Below are 22,914 nucleotides of genomic sequence, written 5' to 3' on the forward strand. Positions count from 1 at the left end.
CTACGGTCTCCGCAGGATCCGCCTGCGCGCCGCTGCGCCGGCCTATGATCGGGCTATGGAAAAGCCCAACCCGTGCCGACGTCGCTTTCTGGTGCTCGGCGCGGGTGCGGTTGCCGCCGGATTGCTTGCCTCGTGTTCGGCGGCGCCAGGCTATCCGGGTGCGGAGCCCGTGGACGTCGAGCTTAAACATGGATCGTTCGTCTCCCTGTACCGCACCGGTGTCACCACTGAATGGACCGTTGCAGCCCCGGGCGGCGCCACCGGAACCGGCGCCACCGGACCCACCGCAGCGCAGCTCCCTGTGGCCCTTTTCCTCCACGGTATGGGCGGTGACAACGGGATGGTCTTTGATGATCTGCGCGCCCATGAGGAGCTTTCCCGCTACGTCGGCCAGGGCGGCACTCCTTTCGCCATCGCAGCCGCGGACGGTGGAAATTCCTGGTGGCACCGCCGCACCGACGGCTCCGACACCCAATCCATGCTGCTGCAGGAATTCGTTCCGCTGCTGGCCGGATTGGGCTTTGATGCCGGGCGGACCGCAGTGTTCGGCCTCTCCATGGGCGGCTTCGGCGCCCTACTGCTCGCGTCGCAGCACCGTCTTCCCGGCCTCCGCGCCGTAGCCGCGATGAGCCCCGCTGTCTGGAGCCAGTACGACACCGCCCGGCAGGACAATTTCGACAGTGCCGCAGACTTTGCGGCCAACGATGTTTTCGCTCTGCGGCCGGAGCTGGAGCTGCTGCCGAAGCGGATTGACTGCGGCACGGGCGACAATCTGCTGTACAGCGTCAGGGACTATGCCAAGGGCCTGCCAGGAGAACACAGCGGCGGTTTCCGGCAAGGCGGCCACGATGAACAGTATTGGCGCGAGATCCTGCCTGACGTGATCTCTTTCCTCGGCAAGCACCTGGGTTGAAAAGGCCCGTCACGGCACCGGTAGGATCGTACGGTGCTGATTCTGCTCCCCCCTTCCGAAGGCAAGACCCCCGCAGTCAGTGGTGACGCCGTCGACTGGGCAGCCCTTGCATTTCCCGGGCTGAACGCTAGCCGTGCCACGGTGCTTGAGGCACTGGGGACCGTCAGCGCGCACGAGGACGCCCTGGCGTTGCTGGGCGTGGGCGCATCGCTGAAGCGCGACGTCGAACGCAACACCCGGCTCCGCGCCGAACCGGCGGCGCCTGCCCATCAGGTCTATTCCGGCGTTCTTTACGACGCCCTGGGCTACAAGACCATGACCGCAGCCCAGCGGCGCAAGGCGGACCAGCATGTGCTGGTTATTTCGGCGTTGTGGGGCGCCATCCGCTTCGCCGATCGCGTGCCCGCCTACCGCCTGTCGATGGCAACTTCATTGCCCGACGTCGGACGCCTCGCGTCATTCTGGAAACCGCAGCTCACTGATGCCCTCGCCGCTGCCGCTCAAGGCCAGCTACTGGTGGATTGCAGGTCCAGCACATACGCTGCGGCGTGGACACCGCCGCCGCAACACACCGTGGCTGTTAATGTCTTTTCCGATGTCAACGGAGTGCGGAAAGTGGTGAGCCATTTTGCCAAGCACACCCGCGGAGAGCTGGCGCGGCATCTGCTGACGCGGCAAGGCAGAGCACCTCAGACACCGGAGGAGTTACACGAAGCCGCAAGCGAGAAATGGACGGCCGAGCTTGTCCCGGGCACCACACGCAAAGCGCACGCGCTGAACATCGTCCTGCCCGGCTGAACGCGGCTAGTTTTCCGCGACAAGCTCCACTTCGAATCCCGCCGCATTTTCCAGATAAGCAGCGTAGTGGCCGTTACCGCCGGCGAACGGGTATTTGTCGGCAAACATGGCCGTCCATCCGTGATCGGCGGCGGCGCGGACCAGTGTGTCCAGTTCGGCGGCGGGGCCTGCGTGGAAGGCCAGATGGTTGAGCCCGGGGCGGCAGCGCTCATGCGGGCCGGGCAAAACATCAGGTCCGGCTTCGAGCACGATGTACTCCCCGGCCCCCTGGTAGCTGACCCCGCTCGGCCAACGCTCCCCGGCCACATAGCCAAGCTCGGCCAGCAGCCAGCCGAGCGAGGCTTCGGCAAGCGCGAGATCGGAAACCCACAGTTCAATATGATGGAGCAGGCCGCGTGTTCCGACGGCCAACGTTCAGGCCCAGTCTGCGGACCGGACCAGTATGCAGCCCGAATCGGGGCAGAACACAATGTCGTCCCCGGCTGCGGCCTTGATTTCCGCAAGGTCGCCGGGACTCAGCTGCATTCCGGAACCCTCCGACGTCCCGTGGAACAGGCGGGCCGCACCGACGCCGCGCTTGGCCAGCGTCTTCTCATAGACGGCAAGCATTCCGGCGTCCAGGCCGGCCGCGAATTCCGCACGCCGTTCTGCCACCCCGGCTGCTTCGGCAGCGATTCCGTCCAATGACTCGTCCAGTTCCGCGCGGATCACCCCGAAGGAACCCTGGATATCGTCCACGATCTGTTGCTGGGCGGCCTGTCTGGTGCGGAGCCCCTCGAGCCGCTCCATGACTTCGAGTTCAACGTCTTCGAGGTCCGACCGCCTCTTGTTAAGGGACGCGATATCTCTTTGCAGGGCAACCAGATCCTTGGACAGCCCCGTCCCGCTGTTCAGCCGCGCTTCGTCGCGTTCGATCCTGGAGGCAACCTGCTCAACATCGGCTTCGGAGCGTTTCAACTCGGACTCGGCATCGTGGACGGCCATCTTGGCGCCGCCCAGTTCTCCGTTGGCTACGTTCAACGCTGCCTGGAGGTCCTCGATCCGGGGATCGGTCTCATGGCTGCGGCGGCGGTTGGACAGTGACTTGAGCTTGGCGTCAAGTCCCTGCAGTTCGAGCAACTTCAACTGTTCCGCCGGTGCTGCCTTAGCCACAATTACCTCCGCTTGTTCCCGTCCGGCCTGGGCCGGGCACCCTTACCGGCGCTCTATAGACTCTAGTCCCCGCCCGGAGTCAGAATGAAGTCCCAGGGATCGCTGTTGGTGGTACTGACGCGGACCTCCACGTCGTGGCCCTGATCCGCGAGAACATTGCCCAACGCCTCAGCCGCCGCCGGCAGCCACAACCATTCGCTGGCAAAGTGCGATACATCAATGAGATAGGGGCGTCCGTTGATGGCGGCCTCGCGCGCCTCTGACGCGGGGTGGTGGCGCAGATCCGCGGTGACAAAAATGTCAGCATTGCTGGCCCGCACTTCGTTGAACAGAGAATCTCCGGCGCCGCCGCATACGGCAACCCGGCGGACCAACCCGTCCTTGTCCCCTGAGACTCGGACGCCGCCGGCCACGGAAGGCAAAATACTGAAAACGCGGGCCGCGAAATCTCCCAGGGTCATCACCTCGGCCAGATCGCCTACTCGTCCGATCCCTTCCTCCGGCAGCCCGTTGGAGGCCGCTGTCAGCGGTGTAACGTCCTGAAGGCCCAAGGCATCGGCCAAGACGTCGGATACACCTCCGACGGCGGAATCACCGTTCGTGTGAACCGTCAGCAGCGCTGTGCCCGACTCAATCAGCCGGTGGATTGCCTTGCCCTTGGCTGTGCTGGCAGCAACTGAAGTGACACCCTTGAGCAGCAGCGGGTGATGGGTGATGAGCAGCTGGGCGCCCCACTCCACAGCTTCTTCGATGACCTCTAGTGTGGGATCAACGGCGAACAATACCCGGCGGACGGCGGCCGACGGGTGGCCTGCCACGAGGCCAACCTCGTCCCAGTCCTCGGCGAGCGATTCGGGCCAGAGTTCCTCCGCGGCGAGCAGCAGCTGTCCGAGGGTGGGCGCATCGGACTCTTCAGCGGCGCCGGGACTGCGATGGGCCGCTTCTGCAACGTCGGAGTTCACAGGTTCCATACCCCCATTTTTACCCTATGTATGGTGCTCGCCTGCACCCGTCACACTCTCGTAAGGTGGTCAGGGAATCATCAGGACCTTTTGACCATTGAAGAGGACATGGAAACTTTTGTGCTTGGCGGAGGCTGCTTCTGGTGCCTCGACGCCGTCTACCAGCGAACCAGGGGCGTCACCTCGGTGGTGTCCGGCTACACCGGCGGCCATGAGCCCAACCCTGACTACTACTCCGTCTGCGGCGGGACAACGGGCCACGCTGAGGTAGTGGCTGTCACGTTTGACGAGAGCATCATCCCCGCCGCGGTGATCCTTGACATGTTCTTTGCCCTGCACGATCCCACCACGCTCAACAGGCAGGGATACGACGTCGGGACGCAGTACCGCTCGTCCATGTTCTACGAGACCACAGCACAGAAGATCCTCTTCGAAGAAGCGATCGAAAGGAACCAGGCCCTGTGGGCGCACCCGATCGTGACAGAGGTCAGCAGGCTTCCGGTGTTCCATACCGCCGAAGAAGTGCACCAGAACTACTACGCCAAGTACCCCGAACAGGGCTACTGTCAGGTGATCATCAATCCGAAGCTGGCCAAGGCGAGGAAATATTACTCTGCATGGCTTAATGCTTAGCAGCGGCCCGTCTGCCATCGTTAGGCTGACCTCAGTATTCACTCTTCAGAGATAGGCATATGTACATGGCACGGATCTATGACGATGTAACGCAGCTGGTCGGCGGGACCCCGCTTGTCCGCCTGAACCGGCTGGCCGAAGGGCTGGACGCCACAGTGGCTGTCAAGCTCGAGTTCTACAACCCGGCTAACAGCGTCAAGGACCGCATCGGCGTCGCCATTGTTGATGCGGCCGAGAAGTCCGGTGCCCTGAAGCCCGGCGGGACGATTGTGGAAGGTACCTCAGGCAACACCGGAATCGCCCTGGCGATGGTCGGCGCAGCCCGCGGCTACAAAGTCATCCTGACCATGCCCGAGACCATGTCCACGGAACGCCGCGTTATGCTCCGTGCGTTCGGTGCAGAGATCGTCCTGACCCCCGGCTCCGAAGGCATGCGCGGCGCCGTGGAGAAGGCCCAGGAGCTCGTTGCCAACACGGAGAACTCCATCTGGGCCCAGCAGTTCGCCAACGAGGCCAACCCGGAGATTCACCGCACCACCACGGCCGAGGAAATCTGGTCGGACACCGATGGCAAGGTGGACATTTTTGTCGGCGGTGTCGGCACGGGCGGCACCATCACCGGCGTCGGGCAGGTCCTGAAAGAACGCAAGCCGGAGATCCAGATTGTGGCTGTTGAGCCCAAGGACTCCGCCATCCTGAACGGCGGGGCACCCGGCCCGCACAAGATCCAGGGACTCGGCGCAAATTTCATCCCCGAAATCCTGGACACCAACGTGTACGACGAAGTTCTGGATGCAACACTCGAGGATTCGGTGGCCACCGCCCGCGCGCTTGGCAACAAGGAAGGCATTCTCGGCGGCATTTCCGCCGGTGCAGCCGTCTGGGGCGCCCTGGAGCTGGCAAAACGTCCGGAGAACAAGGGGAAGCTGATTGTTGCGCTCGTTCCCGATTTCGGCGAACGTTACATCTCCACCGTGCTGTATGACGACATCCGGGGCTAAGACCGGGTCCGCTGTCCCCCTTTTCCTGTAGAAAGATCTTTGTGAGCTTTTTCGCAAGACTGAAGGAAGACCTCGACGCCGCCCGGTCCCACGACCCGGCGGCTCGAGGTTCTTTTGAGAACTTTTTCGTCTACTCCGGCCTGCACGCCATCTGGGCGCACCGGCTGACCCACAAGATGTGGCAGAACGCGTTGCTGCGCTTCCCTGCCCGCCTCGTCTCCCAACTGGCCCGGTTTCTGACCGGGATTGAGATCCATCCCGGCGCCACCATCGGCCGACGCTTTTTCATCGACCACGGAATGGGTGTGGTCATCGGCGAGACAGCCGAAATCGGTGAAGACGTCATGATCTACCACGGTGTGACGCTCGGCGGCCGTTCGCTGGCCAAGGTCAAGCGTCACCCCACCATCGAAGACCGCGTCACCATCGGTGCGGGCGCCAAAATCCTGGGACCCATCACCATCGGCAGGGACAGCGCCGTGGGCGCAAACGCCGTCGTAGTCAAGGACGCCCCGCCGGAATCAATCGTCACCGGTGTCCCTGCCAGATGGCGCCACCGTGATGCCCAGCGGGAAACGAAGCCCGCGGTGGATCCGGCCGAGTACGACATCGAATACCGGATTTAGCGGCTCTTCCCTGCCCGCGGGAACTTACGAGAAAACCGCTGGTAGATAGTCCAGAGCAGCCTGTCGAACACTCGGTCAGGCAGGACCCGCCGCAGCGTCAGTATGGCGCGCGCCCCCTTGCCCACCGGATAGCGCGTCTTGGGGCGTGGGGAGGTCGCCGCGTGCGCTATGGCGTCTGCTATGGCCTCAGGGTGGGTGGACATGGCCGAACCATCTGTGGATGCCAGAGCGGCGGCCATCACCTTGGACTGCTCCTGGTAGGGACCATGCCCGGATGCCGCCAACAGATTTTGGCCGGAGATAGCGCCCCACTCCGTCTGGGTTCCTGCCGGCTCAATGATGGAAACGCCAATACCGTGGGGCCGGAGCTCCACGCGCAGCGAATCGCTAAGCCCTTCAACGGCGAACTTGGTGGCGTGGTACCAGGCGCCCAGAGGTTCGTGCATCTTGCCGCCGATAGAGGAGACGTTAATGATCCGGCCCCGGCCGGCTGCACGCATGACGGGCAGCACCAGCTGGGTCATCCTGGCCAGACCGAACACGTTAACTTCAAACTGCCGGCGCCCTTCCGCCAGCTCCACTTCTTCGAGCGAACCGTATGAGCCGTAGCCGGCGTTGTTCACCAGGACGTCGATCCTGCCGTGCGCGGCAAGAACCTCGTCGACGGCGGCACTCATGGACGCCTCGTCAGTCACGTCAAGGGACAGGACCCTCACGCCGTGCTCCTTGAGGGGAGCCATTTTGTCCACCCGCCTGGCCCCCGCATAGACCGTGAAGCCCTCCCCGCTCAGCTTCTTCGCGGCTTCATAGCCGATTCCGGCGGAAGCACCTGTGACAATCGCTATTAGCTGGGACACTCTGGACTCCTGGATAGGCGGATACAACAACAGCCGGCGACTCCCAGAATATCGGGGAAACGCCGGCCGTTGCTTAAAACAATCCGGGTCCTGAAGTCAGTGAGTGTCCACTGCTTCAATTTCAGACTTGTCTTCGCCCCAGAGCGTATGGAAACTTCCTTCGGCATCCACGCGCCCGTAGGTGTGGGCTCCGAAGAGGTCACGCTGGCCCTGGATGACGGCGGCCGGGAGTCGCTTGCGGCGCAGGCCGTCGTAGTAAGCCAGCGAGGAGGAGAACACCGGCACCGGGATACCCAGCTGGACGGCGGTGGAGACCACTCGGCGCCAGGCGGGAAGGACTTCGGCAATGGCCTTGGTGAAGGCCGGAGCGAAGAGCAGGTTGGCGGGCTTTTCATCCGCGGCGTAGGCTTTGGTGATTTCCTTGAGCAGCTCCGCACGGATGATGCAGCCACCGCGCCACAGCGATGCGATCTGGTCCAGCTTCAGGTTCCAGCCGTACTCTTTCGCAGCGGAGGTGAGCATGTCCAGCCCCTGGGCGTAGGAGACCAGTTTGGAAGCGTACAGCGCCTGGCGCACGTCTTCCACGAAGGATTCCGGAACCTCGACGTTGATTTCCTCACCGGCGAGCAGCTGCTGGGCCAGCTTGCGCTGCTCGGACTGGGAAGACAGTGCGCGAGCGAAGACCGACTCCGCGATGCCCGACGTCGGGGATCCCAGTTCCAGCGCGGAGATGACGGTCCAGCGGCCGGTCCCCTTCTGGCCTGCGGCATCCACGACGACGTCGACGAACGGCTTGCCCGTCCGGGTGTCCACGTGCCCGAGGACCTCGGCGGAGATTTCGATGAGGAAGGAGGCGAGCTCGCCCTTGTTCCACTCAGCGAAGATCTTGGACTGCTCGGCCGGTTCGATGCCGGCACCGGAGCGCAGCAGGTCGAAGGCTTCGCCGATGACCTGCATATCCGCATATTCGATGCCGTTGTGGACCATCTTCACGAAGTGGCCGGCGCCGTCGGTGCCGATCCAGGCACAGCACGGCTTGCCGTCAACGTGGGCGGCGATCTTCTCAAGCAGCGGCCCCAAGGCTTCATAGGACTCCTTGGAACCGCCGGGCATGATGGAGGGGCCGTTGAGCGCACCCTCTTCGCCGCCGGAGACGCCGATGCCCACGAAGTGCAGATCCTTGGCTGCGAGTGCTGCTTCGCGGCGCCGGGTGTCCTCGTAGTGCGAGTTGCCGGCGTCGATGATGATGTCCCCGGCCTCCAGCAGCGGTGCGAGCTGTTCGATGACCGAGTCCACGGGCTTGCCGGCCTTGACCATGATGAGTACACGGCGGGGCTTCTCGAGCGAATCCACCAGCTCCTGGAGGGTTTCCGTGCGCACAAAGTCACCATCGCCGCCATGCTTCTCCAGCAGTGCGTCGGTCTTTTCAACAGACCTGTTGTGCAGGGCAACGGTGAAGCCGTTCCGGGCCAGGTTGCGGGCCAGGTTGGCGCCCATCACCGCAAGGCCGGTGACACCGATGTGTGCTGACATCAAAACTCCAATTCATTCATGTGCAACGTGTGCAATCAGTCCCGCACTTCCTGCGGAACACGCTCAAGGAACCAGTGGGTGTGAAAAAGCTTCTGAATAAAGCATATGTATTTGCTGAGGCAACGGGAAAGTAGCGCCCACCTGTTGGAAAGGGAGCGCGTCACAATCAGTCTATGATGCGTGATGACGAGGCATCCCAACCGCCCGCGATGGCGCCGGGAACGATCGGGGCCGACCCTATTATGCTTACCACTATGTCAACCAGCCTGCACCATCGCGCCATTGAGCATCTGGGCACCCGGATCGTTGCCGGTTTTCTTCCCACCGGCCACGTCATGCTGGCCGAACAGCTGGAAGACGAGCTGAAAGTTTCCCGCTCCGTGGTCCGTGAAGCAGTACGCGTCCTTCAATCGCTGGGTCTCGTGGAAACCATCAAACGGGTGGGAATCCGGGTCCTGCCGGCCAGCCGTTGGAATCCCTTCGATCCCCTGGTGATCCGCTGGAGGCTCGCTGGTGACGGCCGCGGGGCCCAGCTCCGCTCGCTCGCCGAGCTGCGCTCCGCCGTCGAGCCCGTGGCGGCAGAGCTGGCGGCGGCGCATGCGCCGGCGGAGCTGCGGCGGGAACTGCTGGAAGTGTCGGTGGCGATGCGCGACGCCGGCCGCTCCGGAGATGTCCCCCGTTTCCTGGAGCTGGACATTCACTTCCATTCGCTGCTGCTGACAGGATCCGGCAACGAAATGTTCGCCAACCTCGTGGGCCAGGTAGCCGAGACGCTGACGGGCCGGACTGTCCATGGCCTGATGCCGGACCACCCCGGCGAAACCGCCCTACAGTGGCACATGGATGTGGCCGAGGCCATTTCAGCCGGCGACGCCGGCGCCGCGCGGGAAGCATCCAACCGCATAATGCGCCACACAATTTCGGAAATGGAGGGCGGCTGGGAAGACCAGCCGCGCGTATTCGCCTCCGTTCGGCCCCGCTGAACGCGCCGTTCCGGTCAGCGTGCCGTTCCGCGGAGGTCGAGCAGCACCTTCCCTGATTCAGCTGAGTTACGGGCTACCTCAAAGGCTTCCAGTCCCCGGTCCAGGCCGAATTCGTGGGTGATCACCGGTGCGATGTGGAGCGAACCGTCAGCCAGTGCCCCGATCACGTCATCGATTTCGCCGTTGAAGCGGAATGATCCCAGCAGTTCCAGTTCGCGGGTGATGGCCAGTGAAATCAGCACCGGCTGCGGACCCGAGGGCAGCAGGCCCACCATCACCACCTTCCCGCCACGGGCAGCCCCGATGATGGCCGACGCCAGCCCGTGGTGGCTGCCGGAGGATTCGATCACGATATCCGCTTCCACTGCAGCGATGGCGTCCGTTTCGTCGCCGTTCAGCACAACGTCCGCGCCTACAGCCAGTGCGATTTCCAACGGCTTCCTGTGCATATCCACGGCAACAATCCGTGCCGCACCGGCGCGCTTCAGGACTGCCACGGCGAGAGCGCCGATGGGCCCGCTGCCTATCACCAGGGCGGTTTTCCCGGCCACATCACCTGCGCGTCCCACCGCGTGCCATGCAACACTTGCGGGTTCTATCAGTGCCGCTGTCCGCAGCTCGACGTTTTCCGGCAAGGGCCGGAGCATCCGGGATGGCAGGTTGGCATAGCGGCTGAACGCGCCGTCGCTGTGCGGGAAACGGGCTGCGCTTCCCAGATAGGTGCAGCCCGGAGACAGATTTGGCCGGTCTTCCGGAAACTTCGCCCCGCCGGGTCCTGGCGTGGCAGGATGCACCGCCACAGACGTTCCGGCGGCCGGGCCGCTGCCGTCCGCCGCGGCGCGCGCAACCACGCCAACAATCTCGTGACCCAGCACCATGGGCCCTTTCAGTACTGATTCACCGGCCGCACCGTGCATCCAGTAGTGCAGGTCTGAGCCGCAGATCCCGCCGTACGCCACCGCGATAACTGCCTCGTCCGGCGCCGGGGCCCCGAGCGGTACGTCCTCAATGCGGAGATCGCCCGCGGCGTACGCCACGACGGCGGGCGCGGACGCGGGCAGTTCCCTTCCGCGTGCCATCAGACCACCACCGTCATTCCGCCATCGACGAAAATGGTCTGGCCATTCACAAAGTTTGAGCCGTCCGAGGCAAGCCATACGGCCGTTCCGGAGAGGTCCTGAACGGTGCCCCACCGTTTCGCGGGAGTGCGCCCCAGGATCCATGAATTGAAATCGGGATCGTCCACCAGATTCTGAGTCATTTCAGTGTGGATATAGCCGGGGGCAATGCCGTTGATCTGGAGCCCGGATGCTGCCCACTCGGCAGTCATGGCGCGGGTCAGGTTACGCAGCCCTCCCTTAGCGGCAACGTAGGGCGCGATAGTGGGACGGGCCAGGTCCGTCTGTACGGAGCAGATGTTGATGATTTTTCCGTGGCCGCGAGTAATCATGTGCCGTGCTGCTTCACGGCCTACGAGGAACGCGCTGGTGAGGTCGGTTTTGATGACCCGGTCCCAGTCACTCACATCGAGATCCAGCATGGGCACCCGGTGCTGGATTCCGGCGTTGTTTACCAGGATTTCCAGCGGACCTACATGCTCCTCAATCCAGGCAATGCCCTGCGCTGCGGCTGTGTCGCTCGTGACATCGAAGGCGCAGGTGCGGATCCTGCCGGCAGGGAAATCTGCGGCCATGGCCGCCTCCGCCGCCTGGAGCCGGTCCGGATTGATGCCGTTAAGCACCACAGTTGCTCCGGACTCTGCCAAGGCATGTGCCAGGGCATTCCCGATTCCGCGGCTGGATCCGGTCACCAGGGCTATGCGCCCGGTCAGGTCAAATAGTGCACTCATGCGGTGGGATTGCCTTTCTTCGCCGTGTCCGCGGCTGTATCGCTGAGATTTGAAATGACCTCTCTGATCACAGACAGGTCCTGGTCCCCCAGTCCCTGACGCTTGAGTTCGGCATAAAGTTCGACGCCGGCACTCGCCAGCGGGACGGCCGCGCCTGCTGCTGCCGCTCCTTCAACAACAAAGGACAGATCCTTGTGCATGAACTTTGCCGGCCCGGTGGGGGTGTAGTCCTTCTGTGCCAGCCTGGGGCCCACACCGTCCAGCACCCGGCTTCCGGCGAGTCCTCCGGACATCACCTCGAAAAGCGCTGACACGTCCATTCCCGAGCGCCCGGCGAGCTCGGCCGCCTCGGCGAGTGCCGCCGTCGTGGTTCCGACAATCAACTGGTTGCAGGCTTTGGCAAGCGATCCTGCTCCCAGCTCACCCATCCGGCGCGCTGTTGTTCCCATCGCGTTAAAAAGCGGGCGAAGCCGCTGGAAGTCCTCCTCGCTGGCGCCCGCCATGATCGCAAGTGTTCCTGCTGCGGCGCCCGTGGTCCCGCCGCTGACCGGCGCATCAATAACCGCCACGAGTCCGCGGGCCAATTCGCGGACCCTTGCACCGAAGTCTTTGACCCCGGCGGGCGAGACACTGCTCATGATCACCACGGCGGTTCCCGGCTTCGGGGGCGTCTCCGCCCAGCTGGCCAACAGCCCGGCAGCCGATTCCTCGATATAGGACAGGTCCGGGAGCATAAAAACGATCACGGGTTCGTCCCGCAAGGCCGCGACATCCGGGGCGCGGCTACCTCCACGTGCCTCAAAATCGTCCAGGGCACCGGGCGAGCGGTTCCAGGCCGTGACCTGCCAGCCCCTGGCCACGAGGTTGGCAGCCATGGGCGCACCCATCAGCCCCAGGCCCACAAAACCTGCCCTTCTTTCATTCATGTGCATCGCCACCTCATGTCGTTAGTGGTTAATCCAGAGAAACCTGTTCAATATCCTAACCTCCATTCAGTATGATGAACACTATGACGACTGAAACCACCGTCGCGATCGCCGTCCCGCTCGAATCAGAGTTTGTCGAGCACATCCGCGCCGTAGATCCCTCCGTAACTGTTCTCTACCAACCCGAACTGTTGCCGCCGGAGCGTTTTCCGGCCGACCATACCGGCGATCCCGACTTCCAGCGCTCGCCCGAACAGGACGAACGCTACTGGGCCATGCTCAACAAGGCGCAGGTCCTTTACGGGTTCCCCAATGAAAGCCCGGCAGGACTGGCCCGGATCGCCAGAGAGAATCCGCACCTGCAGTGGATCCAGGCCATGGCGGCAGGGGCCGGCGGTACTGTCAAGGTATCCGGCCTGGACACCGACACGCTGCAAAAATTCAAAGTCACCACTTCCGCCGGGGTCCATGCACTGCCGCTCGCTGAGTTCGCGGCTCTGGGGATTCTCAACGGTTTCAAGCGAAGTGGTGAACTGGCCAAGGATCAGGCCGCCAAGGTGTGGCCGGAGCTGCGCACCCCCACCCGGCTGGTCAACGGATCCTCGCTGGTGGTGACAGGACTGGGCGAAATCGGACTGGAAACTGCCCGGATTGCCCGTGCACTGGGCATGCGCGTCAGCGGAACCAAACGGACCATCGAAGCAATCGATGGCATCGTTGAGGTAGCCGGAAATGACGGTCTGCCGGGGCTGCTGGCTTCGGCGGACGCCGTAGTGAACACCCTTCCAGGCACCCCGTACACGGAGAAACTGTTTAACAGAGCCATCTTTGCCGCCATGAAGCCCGGGACGGTTTTCGTCAATGTGGGCCGGGGCACCGTAGTGGACGAAGCCGCGCTGTTGGAGGCACTGGACAACGGCCAGATCTCGTATGCCTGCCTCGATGTCTTCGCCGTTGAGCCGCTCCCCCAGGACAGCCTGCTGTGGAACCACCCCCAGGTCATGGTCTCCCCGCATACCTCCGCGTTGAGTGTGGCCGAGAACCGGCTCATCTCGGAGCGCTTCTGCAGCAACCTGCGCACGTTCCTCGACGGCGGGGAGCTCACGCACCTCGTGGACCCTGTTTACTTCTACTAAATCTGGCGTGATCCCGTAAACCAGGCGAGATCCGGTCCGACGCCAGATGGAGCAGGCTGCGGCCTCAAGAGCCGGGCAACCCTCCGAGGTTGCCCGGCTCTTCGCGTTCCGGCCGATGCCGCAATCTGAACGAGCAGCTGCGCCCCCGTTACCTTTTTAGTAGCCCCTTAATCGAGTAAGAATTGGGGTTGTTGGCCTGTCGGTCCCGGCATGATTAAGTCCCCCAGTCATTAATGATCCGGGGGGGGTGTTGATGCTCCTATTCTTGTCAAGAGGTCTTCTTGGGCTGTTCTTCAAGCCAAGATCGGTAGCGTTCAGTGGTGGCGTGGTCTCGTGATGTGCCACGTTCAATGCGTGAAATTGATGTTGGCCATGTCCCCAAGGCATTGGCCGCAAACGTGAGCGTCAAACCCATTGCCAGGCGTAGCGGGCGCAGGTCGTTGGTCGGTTGGACCGTTCGGGGATTCTTCATGACGCGATGGATTTCCCGTGCCACGTAGCGTTTTAGACAGCGGATGATTTCCTTCTTGCTCATGCCTTCCGCGGTGCGTTTAGCCACGTAGGCGCGGGTCCGATCGTCGGTTGACATGCGTACCAGCACGATGCGGTAGATCGATGAATTTGCCTGCCTGTCACCGCCTCTGGAGAGCCGGTGACGATTTGTTTTTCCCGAGGATGCGGGAACTGGAGCGACCCCTGCCAGGGCGGCGAACGCCGCTTCGCTGGTCATGCGTTCCGGGTTGTCGCCAAAGGTCACCAGCAGCTGGGAGGCAATCACCGCACCGACCCCGTTCACATCCAAAATGGCTGGGGCATGAGCGGAAACGATCTGCTCCAACGCGGCAACAGTGTCGCTGATTTCCTGACTGAGGAACTGGTGCCTGGCGCCCATGCGCTTGAGCGTCGTCAGGGTCGCCACGACCGTGTTGGACATGTCACCAGATGGCCGGGAGGCAGCCATGGCCTTGGCCCTGGCCTCGCTGCCCTGGCCGCGGTAGCGGGCTCTGACCTCCTCCGGTGCCGAAACAAGCACGCCGCTGATCTGCGTCAAGACTGCCGTGCGTGCCTTCATGGCGCTGGCTCGGGCCGTGCGCAGCACCCGCAGGGCCTCGACGTATCCGTCCCGCGTTTTTGGTGTGGCGGTGCCTCGGTCGGCCAGTACCGATTCCGCGGCCTGGTAGGCGTCCTGCGGGTCCGATTTACCGTGGAGGCGCCGCTCGGCACGGTTGGGACGGTTGACCTCCCGCACGGTGAAACCCTCGCCAGCCAACACCCGTGCCAGCTCGGCCCCGTAGGAACCGGTTCCTTCGACCCCGACGGCAGTGACGGGCCCGGCGCTGGTCAGGTAGGCGGCGATCTCTCGATAACCGGACCCTACGGCCAGGAATTTCCGGTCGCCAAGGTGTTTGCCGTAGTCGGTAATCAATGCGACGTGGTGGGTGTCAGCGTGCGTGTCAATACCGGCGATGACCTTGGACTCCTCGTTTGCCATGATCGAATATGCTCCTCTGAAACTGGTGAAGTAACTTCGGTTTGCACATGCTGTCCAGTCGGGCAGACAAGACTGTGACGGGACCTTTGGATCAAGCTCCTATGAAGTCATGTCCGGCCGGGCGGCACGGTTGGTGCCGGCCCCAGCCCAGTGGACTGATCAACACAAGGACAATCCCGTACGGGTGTCAGTCACCGGGTGGGTCACACCGGGCTGGCGGCCTATTACCATCATCACAGTCACCGGGGTCCGGTAGGCGCCAGGGGATCGCTAATGGGGACCGGACCAGCGCAATGAATGACCGCGTAGGCCAGCCGTAACGTGGATGCCGGACCTTGCCGCCGCAGGACATGCCAACAGTGATTTGACGGACACAAATTCCGGGAGGTTTGCGTTGATCAAGGACCATGAACTCGTCGACATCTTTATCGGTGTCGATGTCGGCAAGAGCAATCACCACGCGGTCGCACTGGATAGAACCGGCAAGAAACTCCTCGACCGGGCGCTGCCCCAGGACGAGGCAAAACTCCGTTCCATCATCAAGGCCGTGGCCGGGAAGGGACGGGTGCTGCTGGTCGTGGACCAGCCCTCCACCATTGGTGCCTTGCCGGTCGCCGTGGCCCGGTCCGAGGGCATCATGGTCGGCTACCTGCCCGGGCTGGCCATGCGCCGCATCGCGGACCTGCACCCCGGGGAGGCCAAGACAGACGCCCGCGACGCGGCGATCATTGCCGAGGCCGCCCGGTCCCTGCCGCACACGCTGCGCTCCATCGTCGTGGCCGACGAGCAGGCCGCCGAGCTGTCCATGCTCTGCGGGTTTGATGATGACCTGGCCAAGCAGGCCACCGCCACCTCCAACCGGATCCGCGGCCTGCTCACCCAGATCCACCCCGCACTGGAACGGGTCATTGGCAAGCACCTGGACCATCCCGCCATGGCCGAGTTGCTGATCAAGTACCCGACCCCGGACAAGCTCCGCAAGGCCGGCCAGAACCGGGTCGCGGCGCTCCTGTCGCGCTATGCGCCCAGGGCCGGGAAGGGCTGGGCGAAGGAGGTGTTCGCCGCCTTGGGTGAGCAGACCGTCGTCGTCGCCGGCACCAACGCCGCAGGCACCGTCCTGCCGCAGCTCGCTGCCATGCTCAAGCAGCTGCGCACCGCCCGGGATGAGATGCTCACCCAAGTTGAGGCGCTGGTGGAGGCGCACCCTCTTCACCTTGTCCTGACGTCTATTCCGGCGGTCGGGGTCAGGACAGAAGCACGCATCATCACTGAAGTTGCGGGCAAGGAATTCAAGACCGCCGGCCACCTCGCCTCCTACGCCGGGCTCGCCCCGGTGACGTGGCGATCGGGCACCTCGATCCGTGGCGACCATCCCTCCAAGAAGGGCAATAAGAGCCTCAAACGGGCGTTCTTTCTCTCCGCCTTCGCTGCGCTGAAAGACCCTCTGTCACGGGCCTACTACGATCGGAAACGCGCCGAGGGCAAACGCCACAACCAGGCCCTGATCGCTCTCGCACGGCGCCGCTGCGACGTCCTGTTCGCGATGCTCCGCGACGGCACACTCTACGACGGGCCCGCACCCCGAACTGCCTAACCGCACCGGCGCCGCACTGACGGAATGACCCTGTCAGGAGATGAGCCCTGCCCGAAAACCACTCGACCCGCCCGGCAAGAAAACCGGTCCCAATTGCTTGACAAAAAACATAGGGACACCCCCCTATCGGGGAGGAACTGCAGCTGCTGGTGCTCCGTCTGTTCAGATACCTAGCTGGCGTCCTCGATCAATACGAGATCGCGGCCATTTGTCTCCGGGGTGAAGAATGTGGTGATGAAGGAAATCAGGGCCAGGACCAGCGAGTAGATTGCCGGAACGAGCCAGGAGTGGCCTGTCACGGCCAGCAGCGCAACACCGATCATGGGAGCGAACCCGCCGGCAAGGACGGCCGAGAGTTCCCGGCTCAAAGCCACGCCGGTGAAACGGTGCTGGGATCCGAAGAGTTCGGGAAGCAGCGCACACTGCGGGCCAAGCATGGACTGGACTCCCAGAGCGACGCCCACAGCCATAACGATCCACACCAGGGTGACATTCCCCAGTGTCACCAGATAGAAAGCCGGGAGGGCGATAACCGCCTGAAAGAGCGCCCCGTAGCGGTAGACCGGCACACGTCCGAACCTGTCAGACAGTGCGCCGAAGGTCACCACCATGACGGCCGCGAAGCCGGCGGCGATCAGCAGACCGGTGGGGCCGATGAATTTGTCTCCCGGAAAAACTCCGGCAGGCAGGCTGATGAACGAAACCAACAGCGCCGAATAGATGGATGAGTTACCGTTCTCGCCCATGCGCAGGCCAATGCCGATCAGCACGTTCTTCTTGGAGTGCTTCCAGATCTGCCCCACCGGGTTCTTCACCACGTTCTTGTGCTTCTCCAGCTCCTGGAAAACGGGTGTCTCTTTCAAACGAAGCCGGATGAAGACGGCGATGACGATGAGAATGACGCTGGCGAGGAAGGGCACCCGCCACAGCCAGGCCTGGACGACTTCCTTGTTGGCGAGTGCCATCAGCGCGAACGTGCCCGCGCCGAGAAGTGTACCCAGCTGGATGCCCACAAAGGGCAGTGAAGCAAAGAACCCACGACGGCGCCGCGGAGCCACTTCGGAGATCAGTGTGGTGGCACCGGCCTGCTCGGCTCCTGCGCCCAGACCCTGGACGATGCGCAAGGCGACGAGGAGAGCCGCACCGAGCATGCCGGCCTGTTCAAAGGTGGGCAGAAGCCCGATCGCAAAGCTGGCCGTCCCCATCATGCCGATGGTAAGGATCAGCACCATTTTGCGGCCGAAGCGGTCGCCGACGTAGCCGAAGACGACACCACCGAACGGGCGTGCGGCGAAGCCGACACCGTAGGTGGCAAATGACGCGATGACCGCTCCGCTCTCGCCCAGCGGCGAGAAGAACAGCGGGCCGAAGATCAGGGCTGACGCGAGCCCGTAAATGTAAAAATCGTAGTACTCCAGAGCTGAGCCCACGGAACTGGCCAGAGTTGCCCTTCGCAGCTGTTCCGGTTCGACGGCGGCGTCGTCCGCCTCAGCCAGCTTTGTGTTGGTACGAGTTGTCACAAGCACTCCCTCAAAAACACTCCAGACCCCCGTTGGTCTGGTGGGATAGCGGGCCATCTATGATGCCGATCACTATATTGAACAGCGTACAGCAAGTTGAACGACGAGCCAACGGGTTGATCCGGCGGGTATTTCAGTGCCTGAATGTGACGCCCACCCCGGAGGTAGTGTCGGTAGTGTCACCCCATTGGATTGCCCAGGGACCTCGCCAGCTCCTTGAGCTCCTTGACCATCAGCGCACCCTGCTCGTCCGAATAGGTGGCTTTGAGTGCTGTTACGGACAGACCCAGGCTGGGGCCATGCGCACCGCGGGTGGGCGCGGAGACCGCCAGGCAGACCACGCCGGTGGTTGATTCTTCATCCTCGAAGGCGTAGCCCTGTTTACGGATAACGTCCAGTTGCGCCTTGAGCTCAGCACCTGTACGAATCGACTTGGGTGTTAGTACCGGAAGCTCCTCGTCGTCGGAAAAAAGCGCATTGACGTCATGATCATGAAGCCGGGCAATCAGCGCTTTCCCCACAGCACACAGGGAAACCGGCATCTTGTCGCCGATATTTGAGGTCAGCCGGACTGCCGGATGGCCTTCATAGCGGGCCAGGTAGATGACATTGGCACCATCCAGCATGGCGATGCGGACCGTTTCCCCGGAAAGCGTGGGGGCCTGTTCACAGAAGCGATAGAACTCCTGTACTTCGTCCAGCCGGCTGAGATACGCAGCACCAAGCTCCACCAGTTTCCGTCCCAGTGTAAATTCAGACGCCTGCCTGTGGATCAGGCGCGCTTCCTCCAGCGCGAGCAGCAGATTAGACGTGGACGACTTGGGGATCCCCAGCTCGCGGGCCAGGTCGCTCAGGGTCAAGCGACCCGTGGCCGACGCGGCCAGGGCTTCAAGTACGGCCGCCGCCCGCGTGACTGCCGGTGCGGGCGAGGTGCTCCCCAGCCCGTCAGCGGGGCGGGGGGGTCGGGAATCGGCCATGATTCTCCTTATGTCGTTGCGCGTACGTTGCCGGCGTGGAGACGCTGGCTTAGTTGTTCATTCAGCTGAACAGTAACCATCATAATGACTTTACGGTGAATCCTTAGCTAGGCATTGCCGGGGCCGGGTTCATCCTCTGGCCGGCACATGGTTTATTTTGGATGTTTCCAGATATTCACGGTAGATTCATATCAAGCCTTCCACCGCGGCATCCCCCAATAGTCGCGGTGGAAGGCTTATCCAATGCCCGGAAGATTTCTGTCCCCGCCCATGTCCGGGGCCACGGTCAAGCGGCGTCCGCCACCTCCTGGCGCAGCCGCCATCCTCCGCCCAGCCCATCCCGGACGAGTTCCATCGTGGTCAGTGCAGAGTTTGGATGACGGCCCAACCGGGCCTGGACCCGCCAGACTTCCACATCCACTCGGCTGAGGTTCTTAGGGATCCGGCGCTGTGCATCCCACCAGCTGACACGTTCGAACCATCTGACAGGCTCAGCACCAACAGTCCATTCACGGCCTTGGCGAAGTACAGCCGTTGGCCTGCCCTCGCCCGCGGTTTTCAGCAGCACATGTTCCATGGGTCTGAGAGTAGGCGCGGGCACCGACATTAACGACCGTTGACCCCAACGAGCATGGGGTACACCTCGGCATTTTAGCGGACCGCAGAAACTGCAGCAGCAGGTCGCACCCGTACCCGTCTGCCCAGACGTTGCGCCGGCCTTTCTCCCAGCACGAAACTAAGCCAGGCAAGCGGTGCAGTGGCAATCAAGCTAATGACCGTGAATTATTGCGGCGTAACCACTGTCATCAGGACCGTCATGGCCAGGATCTGCTCAACGGGGAAACCGTAGATGTAGATGCCGTAGGAGATGTCATGCCCGGATCCGATTCGGGCGAGCGGCAGGTACGTGCTGCCCACAAGGATGAGTGCGGCGATCGGAAGGTGAAGTAGGGACCGTGGCAGGCCGCACACAAATGCGTCCAAATAATAGAGCTGCGGAAACAGACAGCGCCACCGCGTTGAACGGTATGTACTGACGGTAAAAGCAGAGCAGCGATCCAGCAAGGAACGTGGTAACCGGGACAAGTGGCTATTCCGAGTTGAATAGACCCGGTGGTCTCGCGGATTCGTAGAGGAAAATTCCAACGGACGCCGGCACAAAGAAATCCAGAACCGCTATGCGAGCCAGTTCAGCACGGAACAACGTTACAAGTATTCCAAGGAGCAAGGAGCAGCCAGCTTCCTAACTAGAGCGTCCACAGCGAGCCGTTCCATTGATCCTCATCCGGCAGGCCAATCAATGTACCTGGCATGTCCGGCTGGCTTTCCTGCGTTCCCCAAAATGTGACATGCCGAAAGACATATATCAAAGAGTCTGCCCAGCTGTGGGACCGCCCCGTCAAAGCTGCTGATACAGGTGCTACAACGAATGCAACAAGCGCCAGGCACACCGCCAGTCCCGGCATGATCCGCAGGAAGCGGGCCCGGTAATACGTCAGCGCGTTCCGATGGCTGAGACGACTCATCATTATCAGATACCCGGAGATCCCAAAGAATCCGATGACAGCCAGGACCCCAGCTTCATGCCCGCAACACGCCGTTCGGAACCATAGCCGCCGAGGTACCAGCTGTGACAGACGATTACGGCCGAGGCAAGCACAAGGACGATTACGGCCGAGGCAAGCACAAGCCTGAGGCATTCAATGAATTTCGGCGCCGCCGAATGCGTCGCCAAGGTTCATGACATCCACTAAAAGTTGTTCGGCACAGCCTGAGGCGGTCGGCGGACAATGTGAAGAGGGACGTTATCCAAATAGGGCCGCCCGCCCCGGGCACAAAAAACCCCGCAGTGCCAGCCTGTCGGCCTGCAACTGCGGGGTTTTCTTTGTGGGTCCTACCGGGATCGAACCGATGACATCCACGGTGTAAACGTGGCGCTCTACCAGCTGAGCTAAAGACCCAAATTGTCGATGTCAGCGTTGCAACGCTTCAACCAACGAACAGCAACTGTACCGGATCCCCACCCCGGAACGCCAATTGACGGAAAGTACTTCAGAGAGCCGGCAACTGCTCGGCTAGCCAGGCCAGGGATTCGCTGACACCGGCATCAATTTTAATGGTGGCGTGGTCATCTCCGCGTGTTGCACCGCGGTTGATAATCACCACGGGTTTCCCTTCCTTGGCGGCATGACGGACGAATCTCAGACCGCTCATCACTGTCAGGGATGACCCTGCCACGAGCAACGCCCCGGAGGCGTCCACCATGGCGTACGACTTCTCCACCCGGTCCTTGGGAACGTTTTCGCCGAAGTAGACAAAGTCCGGTTTCAGAGTGCCGCCACACGCCGGGCACAGTGCCACAACAAATCTCTCGATCAGCACAGCGTCATCCACTGTGGCGTCGGCATCAGGGGCCATTTCAACGGCCCCTGAATCCAAAGCCGCCTGAAGGAAACCGGGATTTAGCTCTTCAAGCACTGCCGCCAGCAGCCTCCTGGAGTACGTCCGGCGGCAGCCGAGGCACACCACCTGATCGAAGCGACCGTGGAGGTCAACGACGTTGACGCTGCCGGCATCTTCATGAAGACGGTCCACGTTTTGTGTTATCAGACCGGAGAGCAGGCCGCGTTGCTCCATCACAGCAACGGCCACGTGCCCTGCGTTTGGGTCGGCGTGCCGAAGGTGCGACCAGCCAATGTGGTTCCGGGCCCAGTATCGCTGACGGTTGGCCGGATCGCCCACAAAGTCCTGATACGACATGGGCGCACGCGGTTGCGCCTCGGGTCCGCGGTAATCGGGTATGCCCGAATCCGTGCTGAGGCCGGCGCCCGTAAGAACCACCAGCTTCAGGCCCGAAAGCAGATCCCGGATGGCACACAGCGACTCAAGATCATGGGGAGACGGCCCGGCGGTCACACTGGCAGGATAAATCGCAAAGCCAGTGAGTCCTGTGCCGGGCCGCCGCTGGTCCATAAGGGTTCAGCCTTGACCCAGTCCCGCCAGAACCCTGCGGTACTCGGCCAGATCGCGCGCCTGCCCACGAGGATTCACGACGACGTAGCGGACGACACCTTCACCATCAATGATGAAGGTGCCGCGTCGCGCCATGCCGCTGGCCGGATCGAAGACACCGTACAGCTTGGCCACAGCACCATGCGGCCAGAAGTCAGCGAGCAGCTCGAACCCGTAGCCCTCCTTGTCCGCGTAGGCACGCAACGTGAACTTGCTGTCTGCGGAAACCCCCAGAACTGTGGCGCTTGCGTCCTCGAATAAGGCAAGGTTGTCCCGGATTTCACATAGCTCGCCGGTGCATATGCCTGAGAAGGCGAACGGGTAGAACACCACAACGACGTTCCGCCCCCGGAACGAGGACAGCCGTACTGGCTCACCAAACTGGTTGACTAATTCAAAGTCCGGAGCTTCCTGCCCGACTTCAGGTACGTGGACGGGTTCAGCCATGGCCAACGAACCCGGTGCCGTCATTTGTTTTTCCTGGTCACCAGCCGGGTGGCGCTCCAGTCCTTGGATACGCCGACGGATGTGGTGCAGTGCAGCCCGGCGGTGGGGGCAGCGTCCTGAATGTCGGACGGGGAAACATAACCGTCCCGTCCGGATTTCGGGGTCAGCACCCACACCACGCCGCCTTCGGCCAGCGTGGTGAGTGAATCCACAAGGGTGTCAACCAGGTCCCCGTCGCCTTCCCTCCACCAGAATATGACGGCGTCTGCAACGTCGTGATCGTCTTCATCGAGGAGTTCAGAACCCGTGAGTTCTTCAATATCATCACGTAAGTCGAAGTCGACGTCGTCGTCGTAACCGAACTCCTGAATCAGATCCCCGTTTTTGAAACCCAATTTTTCCGCCACATTTACCGAAGTGGCGGCGTCGGCCTCGCTCACGTGTTCCTCCTATGCATAGTGATTTCCATTACTACAAGCCAACACCCTTTGGGCCTGCGCTTC

General features: G+C 62.5%; 25 protein-coding genes and 1 tRNA gene. 8 read left to right on the forward strand and 18 right to left on the reverse strand.

Annotated elements, in window-relative coordinates; genetic code table 11:
• Nucleotides 1-55 precede the first annotated feature (55 nt).
• Together ACQCST_RS12390 and ACQCST_RS12395 are read left to right on the forward strand one after the other, a co-directional pair.
• Nucleotides 56-913, forward strand: a complete 858-nt coding sequence (locus ACQCST_RS12390) for an alpha/beta hydrolase (RefSeq protein WP_426996064.1) — start codon at nt 56-58, stop codon at nt 911-913.
• Between the two features lie 33 nt (nt 914-946).
• Entirely contained in the window at nt 947-1,711 is a 765-nt protein-coding gene (locus ACQCST_RS12395; protein ID WP_426996065.1) for a YaaA family protein, read from the forward strand.
• Between the two features lie 6 nt (nt 1,712-1,717).
• On the opposite strand, the gene ACQCST_RS12400 is transcribed toward ACQCST_RS12395, so the two are convergent.
• From ACQCST_RS12400 to ACQCST_RS12410, 3 genes are all read right to left on the reverse strand, one after another.
• Nucleotides 1,718-2,122 (reverse strand): VOC family protein, encoded by a 405-nt coding sequence (locus tag ACQCST_RS12400; RefSeq protein ID WP_426996066.1) that lies wholly within the window; start codon nt 2,120-2,122, stop codon nt 1,718-1,720.
• Nucleotides 2,123-2,125: 3 nt separating this feature from the next.
• Nucleotides 2,126-2,863 (reverse strand): zinc ribbon domain-containing protein, encoded by a 738-nt coding sequence (locus ACQCST_RS12405; RefSeq protein ID WP_426996067.1) that lies wholly within the window; start codon nt 2,861-2,863, stop codon nt 2,126-2,128.
• 62 nt (nt 2,864-2,925) lie between these two features.
• On the reverse strand, nt 2,926-3,834 hold the full coding sequence (locus ACQCST_RS12410) for a Nif3-like dinuclear metal center hexameric protein (RefSeq protein ID WP_426996068.1): 909 nt from the start codon (nt 3,832-3,834) through the stop codon (nt 2,926-2,928).
• A 99-nt stretch (nt 3,835-3,933) separates the two neighbouring features.
• Here ACQCST_RS12410 and msrA point away from each other — a divergent pair, with 99 nt between their 5' ends.
• From msrA to epsC, 3 genes are all read left to right on the forward strand, one after another.
• Nucleotides 3,934-4,458, forward strand: coding sequence for a peptide-methionine (S)-S-oxide reductase MsrA (msrA, locus tag ACQCST_RS12415; RefSeq protein ID WP_426999171.1), 525 nt, complete (start codon nt 3,934-3,936; stop codon nt 4,456-4,458).
• A 65-nt stretch (nt 4,459-4,523) separates the two neighbouring features.
• Complete coding sequence (gene cysK, locus ACQCST_RS12420) at nt 4,524-5,459, forward strand: cysteine synthase A (protein WP_426996069.1); 936 nt, start codon at nt 4,524-4,526, stop codon at nt 5,457-5,459.
• 41 nt (nt 5,460-5,500) lie between these two features.
• Nucleotides 5,501-6,085: a serine O-acetyltransferase EpsC gene (epsC, locus tag ACQCST_RS12425; protein WP_426996070.1), complete on the forward strand. Its 585-nt coding sequence runs from the start codon at nt 5,501-5,503 to the stop codon at nt 6,083-6,085.
• Here the strand turns inward: epsC and ACQCST_RS12430 are convergent.
• Nucleotides 6,082-6,942 (reverse strand): oxidoreductase, encoded by an 861-nt coding sequence (locus ACQCST_RS12430; RefSeq protein ID WP_426996071.1) that lies wholly within the window; start codon nt 6,940-6,942, stop codon nt 6,082-6,084. The two genes, epsC and ACQCST_RS12430, sit on opposite strands and share 4 nt — an antisense overlap.
• Nucleotides 6,943-7,038: 96 nt before the next feature.
• Nucleotides 7,039-8,475, reverse strand: coding sequence for an NADP-dependent phosphogluconate dehydrogenase (gene gndA / locus ACQCST_RS12435; RefSeq protein WP_426996072.1), 1,437 nt, complete (start codon nt 8,473-8,475; stop codon nt 7,039-7,041).
• Between the two features lie 254 nt (nt 8,476-8,729).
• Between gndA and ACQCST_RS12440 the strand changes: the two genes are divergently transcribed.
• Entirely contained in the window at nt 8,730-9,458 is a 729-nt protein-coding gene (locus tag ACQCST_RS12440; RefSeq protein WP_426996073.1) for a FadR/GntR family transcriptional regulator, read from the forward strand.
• A 14-nt stretch (nt 9,459-9,472) separates the two neighbouring features.
• Here ACQCST_RS12440 and ACQCST_RS12445 read toward each other — a convergent pair whose 3' ends face one another.
• Genes ACQCST_RS12445 through ACQCST_RS12455 form a run of 3 tightly spaced genes read right to left on the reverse strand, consistent with a single transcriptional unit; the run spans nt 9,473 to nt 12,233 of the window.
• On the reverse strand, nt 9,473-10,537 hold the full coding sequence (locus tag ACQCST_RS12445) for an L-idonate 5-dehydrogenase (RefSeq protein WP_426996074.1): 1,065 nt from the start codon (nt 10,535-10,537) through the stop codon (nt 9,473-9,475).
• Nucleotides 10,537-11,307 carry an SDR family oxidoreductase gene (locus ACQCST_RS12450; RefSeq protein WP_426996075.1) on the reverse strand — a complete coding sequence of 257 codons (771 nt, stop codon included), beginning with the start codon at nt 11,305-11,307 and terminating at the stop codon, nt 10,537-10,539. The genes ACQCST_RS12445 and ACQCST_RS12450 overlap by 1 nt, the downstream gene beginning before the upstream one ends.
• Nucleotides 11,304-12,233 (reverse strand): NAD(P)-dependent oxidoreductase, encoded by a 930-nt coding sequence (locus ACQCST_RS12455; RefSeq protein WP_426996076.1) that lies wholly within the window; start codon nt 12,231-12,233, stop codon nt 11,304-11,306. Before ACQCST_RS12455 ends, ACQCST_RS12450 begins: the two co-directional genes overlap by 4 nt.
• A 71-nt stretch (nt 12,234-12,304) precedes the next feature.
• On the opposite strand from ACQCST_RS12455, the gene ACQCST_RS12460 reads away from it, so the two are divergent.
• Nucleotides 12,305-13,369 carry a D-2-hydroxyacid dehydrogenase gene (locus ACQCST_RS12460; RefSeq protein ID WP_426996077.1) on the forward strand — a complete coding sequence of 355 codons (1,065 nt, stop codon included), beginning with the start codon at nt 12,305-12,307 and terminating at the stop codon, nt 13,367-13,369.
• Nucleotides 13,370-13,637: 268 nt separating this feature from the next.
• Here the strand turns inward: ACQCST_RS12460 and ACQCST_RS12465 are convergent, their stop codons facing one another.
• Nucleotides 13,638-14,861, reverse strand: coding sequence for an IS110 family transposase (locus tag ACQCST_RS12465; RefSeq protein ID WP_426996078.1), 1,224 nt, complete (start codon nt 14,859-14,861; stop codon nt 13,638-13,640).
• A 394-nt stretch (nt 14,862-15,255) separates the two neighbouring features.
• Between ACQCST_RS12465 and ACQCST_RS12470 the strand changes: the two genes are divergently transcribed.
• A complete protein-coding gene (locus ACQCST_RS12470; RefSeq protein WP_426996079.1) occupies nt 15,256-16,455 on the forward strand; it encodes an IS110 family transposase in 1,200 nt (399 codons plus the stop codon).
• A gap of 170 nt (nt 16,456-16,625) precedes the next feature.
• Here ACQCST_RS12470 and ACQCST_RS12475 read toward each other — a convergent pair whose 3' ends face one another.
• From ACQCST_RS12475 to ACQCST_RS12515, 9 genes are all read right to left on the reverse strand, one after another.
• Nucleotides 16,626-18,032: an MFS transporter gene (locus ACQCST_RS12475; RefSeq protein WP_426996080.1), complete on the reverse strand. Its 1,407-nt coding sequence runs from the start codon at nt 18,030-18,032 to the stop codon at nt 16,626-16,628.
• Nucleotides 18,033-18,154: 122 nt separating this feature from the next.
• Entirely contained in the window at nt 18,155-18,952 is a 798-nt protein-coding gene (locus ACQCST_RS12480; protein WP_426996081.1) for an IclR family transcriptional regulator, read from the reverse strand.
• A gap of 286 nt (nt 18,953-19,238) precedes the next feature.
• A complete protein-coding gene (locus ACQCST_RS12485; protein ID WP_426996082.1) occupies nt 19,239-19,529 on the reverse strand; it encodes a hypothetical protein in 291 nt (96 codons plus the stop codon).
• 206 nt (nt 19,530-19,735) lie between these two features.
• On the reverse strand, nt 19,736-19,936 hold the full coding sequence (locus ACQCST_RS12490; protein WP_426996083.1) for a hypothetical protein: 201 nt from the start codon (nt 19,934-19,936) through the stop codon (nt 19,736-19,738).
• Between the two features lie 263 nt (nt 19,937-20,199).
• Nucleotides 20,200-20,652 (reverse strand): acyltransferase family protein, encoded by a 453-nt coding sequence (locus tag ACQCST_RS12495; protein WP_426996084.1) that lies wholly within the window; start codon nt 20,650-20,652, stop codon nt 20,200-20,202.
• Nucleotides 20,653-20,840: 188 nt separating this feature from the next.
• A tRNA-Val gene (locus ACQCST_RS12500) sits at nt 20,841-20,913 on the reverse strand.
• Nucleotides 20,914-21,004: 91 nt separating this feature from the next.
• Nucleotides 21,005-21,925 carry an NAD-dependent protein deacetylase gene (locus ACQCST_RS12505; protein ID WP_426996085.1) on the reverse strand — a complete coding sequence of 307 codons (921 nt, stop codon included), beginning with the start codon at nt 21,923-21,925 and terminating at the stop codon, nt 21,005-21,007.
• A 6-nt stretch (nt 21,926-21,931) separates the two neighbouring features.
• Nucleotides 21,932-22,435, reverse strand: a complete 504-nt coding sequence (locus ACQCST_RS12510) for a peroxiredoxin (protein WP_426996086.1) — start codon at nt 22,433-22,435, stop codon at nt 21,932-21,934.
• A complete protein-coding gene (locus ACQCST_RS12515; protein ID WP_426996087.1) occupies nt 22,432-22,851 on the reverse strand; it encodes a DUF3052 domain-containing protein in 420 nt (139 codons plus the stop codon). The genes ACQCST_RS12510 and ACQCST_RS12515 overlap by 4 nt, the downstream gene beginning before the upstream one ends.
• Nucleotides 22,852-22,914 lie beyond the last annotated feature (63 nt).

The sequence above is a fragment of the Pseudarthrobacter sp. N5 genome, assembly GCF_050157035.1.
Lineage (GTDB): Bacteria > Actinomycetota > Actinomycetes > Actinomycetales > Micrococcaceae > Arthrobacter.

Bases quoted from the DNA above. Each gene is read 5' to 3' on its own strand.
- ACQCST_RS12390 (WP_426996064.1), top strand. From the start codon at position 56: ATGGAAAAGCCCAACCCGTGCCGACGTCGCTTTCTGGTGCTCGGCGCG.
- ACQCST_RS12410 (WP_426996068.1), bottom strand. From the start codon at position 3,834: ATGGAACCTGTGAACTCCGACGTTGCAGAAGCGGCCCATCGCAGTCCC.
- msrA (WP_426999171.1), top strand. From the start codon at position 3,934: ATGGAAACTTTTGTGCTTGGCGGAGGCTGCTTCTGGTGCCTCGACGCC.
- cysK (WP_426996069.1), top strand. From the start codon at position 4,524: ATGGCACGGATCTATGACGATGTAACGCAGCTGGTCGGCGGGACCCCG.
- gndA (WP_426996072.1), bottom strand. From the start codon at position 8,475: ATGTCAGCACACATCGGTGTCACCGGCCTTGCGGTGATGGGCGCCAAC.
- ACQCST_RS12440 (WP_426996073.1), top strand. From the start codon at position 8,730: ATGTCAACCAGCCTGCACCATCGCGCCATTGAGCATCTGGGCACCCGG.
- ACQCST_RS12445 (WP_426996074.1), bottom strand. From the start codon at position 10,537: ATGGCACGCGGAAGGGAACTGCCCGCGTCCGCGCCCGCCGTCGTGGCG.
- ACQCST_RS12450 (WP_426996075.1), bottom strand. From the start codon at position 11,307: ATGAGTGCACTATTTGACCTGACCGGGCGCATAGCCCTGGTGACCGGA.
- ACQCST_RS12455 (WP_426996076.1), bottom strand. From the start codon at position 12,233: ATGAATGAAAGAAGGGCAGGTTTTGTGGGCCTGGGGCTGATGGGTGCG.
- ACQCST_RS12460 (WP_426996077.1), top strand. From the start codon at position 12,305: ATGATGAACACTATGACGACTGAAACCACCGTCGCGATCGCCGTCCCG.
- ACQCST_RS12465 (WP_426996078.1), bottom strand. From the start codon at position 14,861: ATGGCAAACGAGGAGTCCAAGGTCATCGCCGGTATTGACACGCACGCT.
- ACQCST_RS12475 (WP_426996080.1), bottom strand. From the start codon at position 18,032: ATGGCCCGCTATCCCACCAGACCAACGGGGGTCTGGAGTGTTTTTGAG.
- ACQCST_RS12480 (WP_426996081.1), bottom strand. From the start codon at position 18,952: ATGGCCGATTCCCGACCCCCCCGCCCCGCTGACGGGCTGGGGAGCACC.
- ACQCST_RS12485 (WP_426996082.1), bottom strand. From the start codon at position 19,529: ATGGAACATGTGCTGCTGAAAACCGCGGGCGAGGGCAGGCCAACGGCT.
- ACQCST_RS12495 (WP_426996084.1), bottom strand. From the start codon at position 20,652: ATGCCTCAGGCTTGTGCTTGCCTCGGCCGTAATCGTCCTTGTGCTTGC.
- ACQCST_RS12505 (WP_426996085.1), bottom strand. From the start codon at position 21,925: ATGGACCAGCGGCGGCCCGGCACAGGACTCACTGGCTTTGCGATTTAT.
- ACQCST_RS12510 (WP_426996086.1), bottom strand. From the start codon at position 22,435: ATGACGGCACCGGGTTCGTTGGCCATGGCTGAACCCGTCCACGTACCT.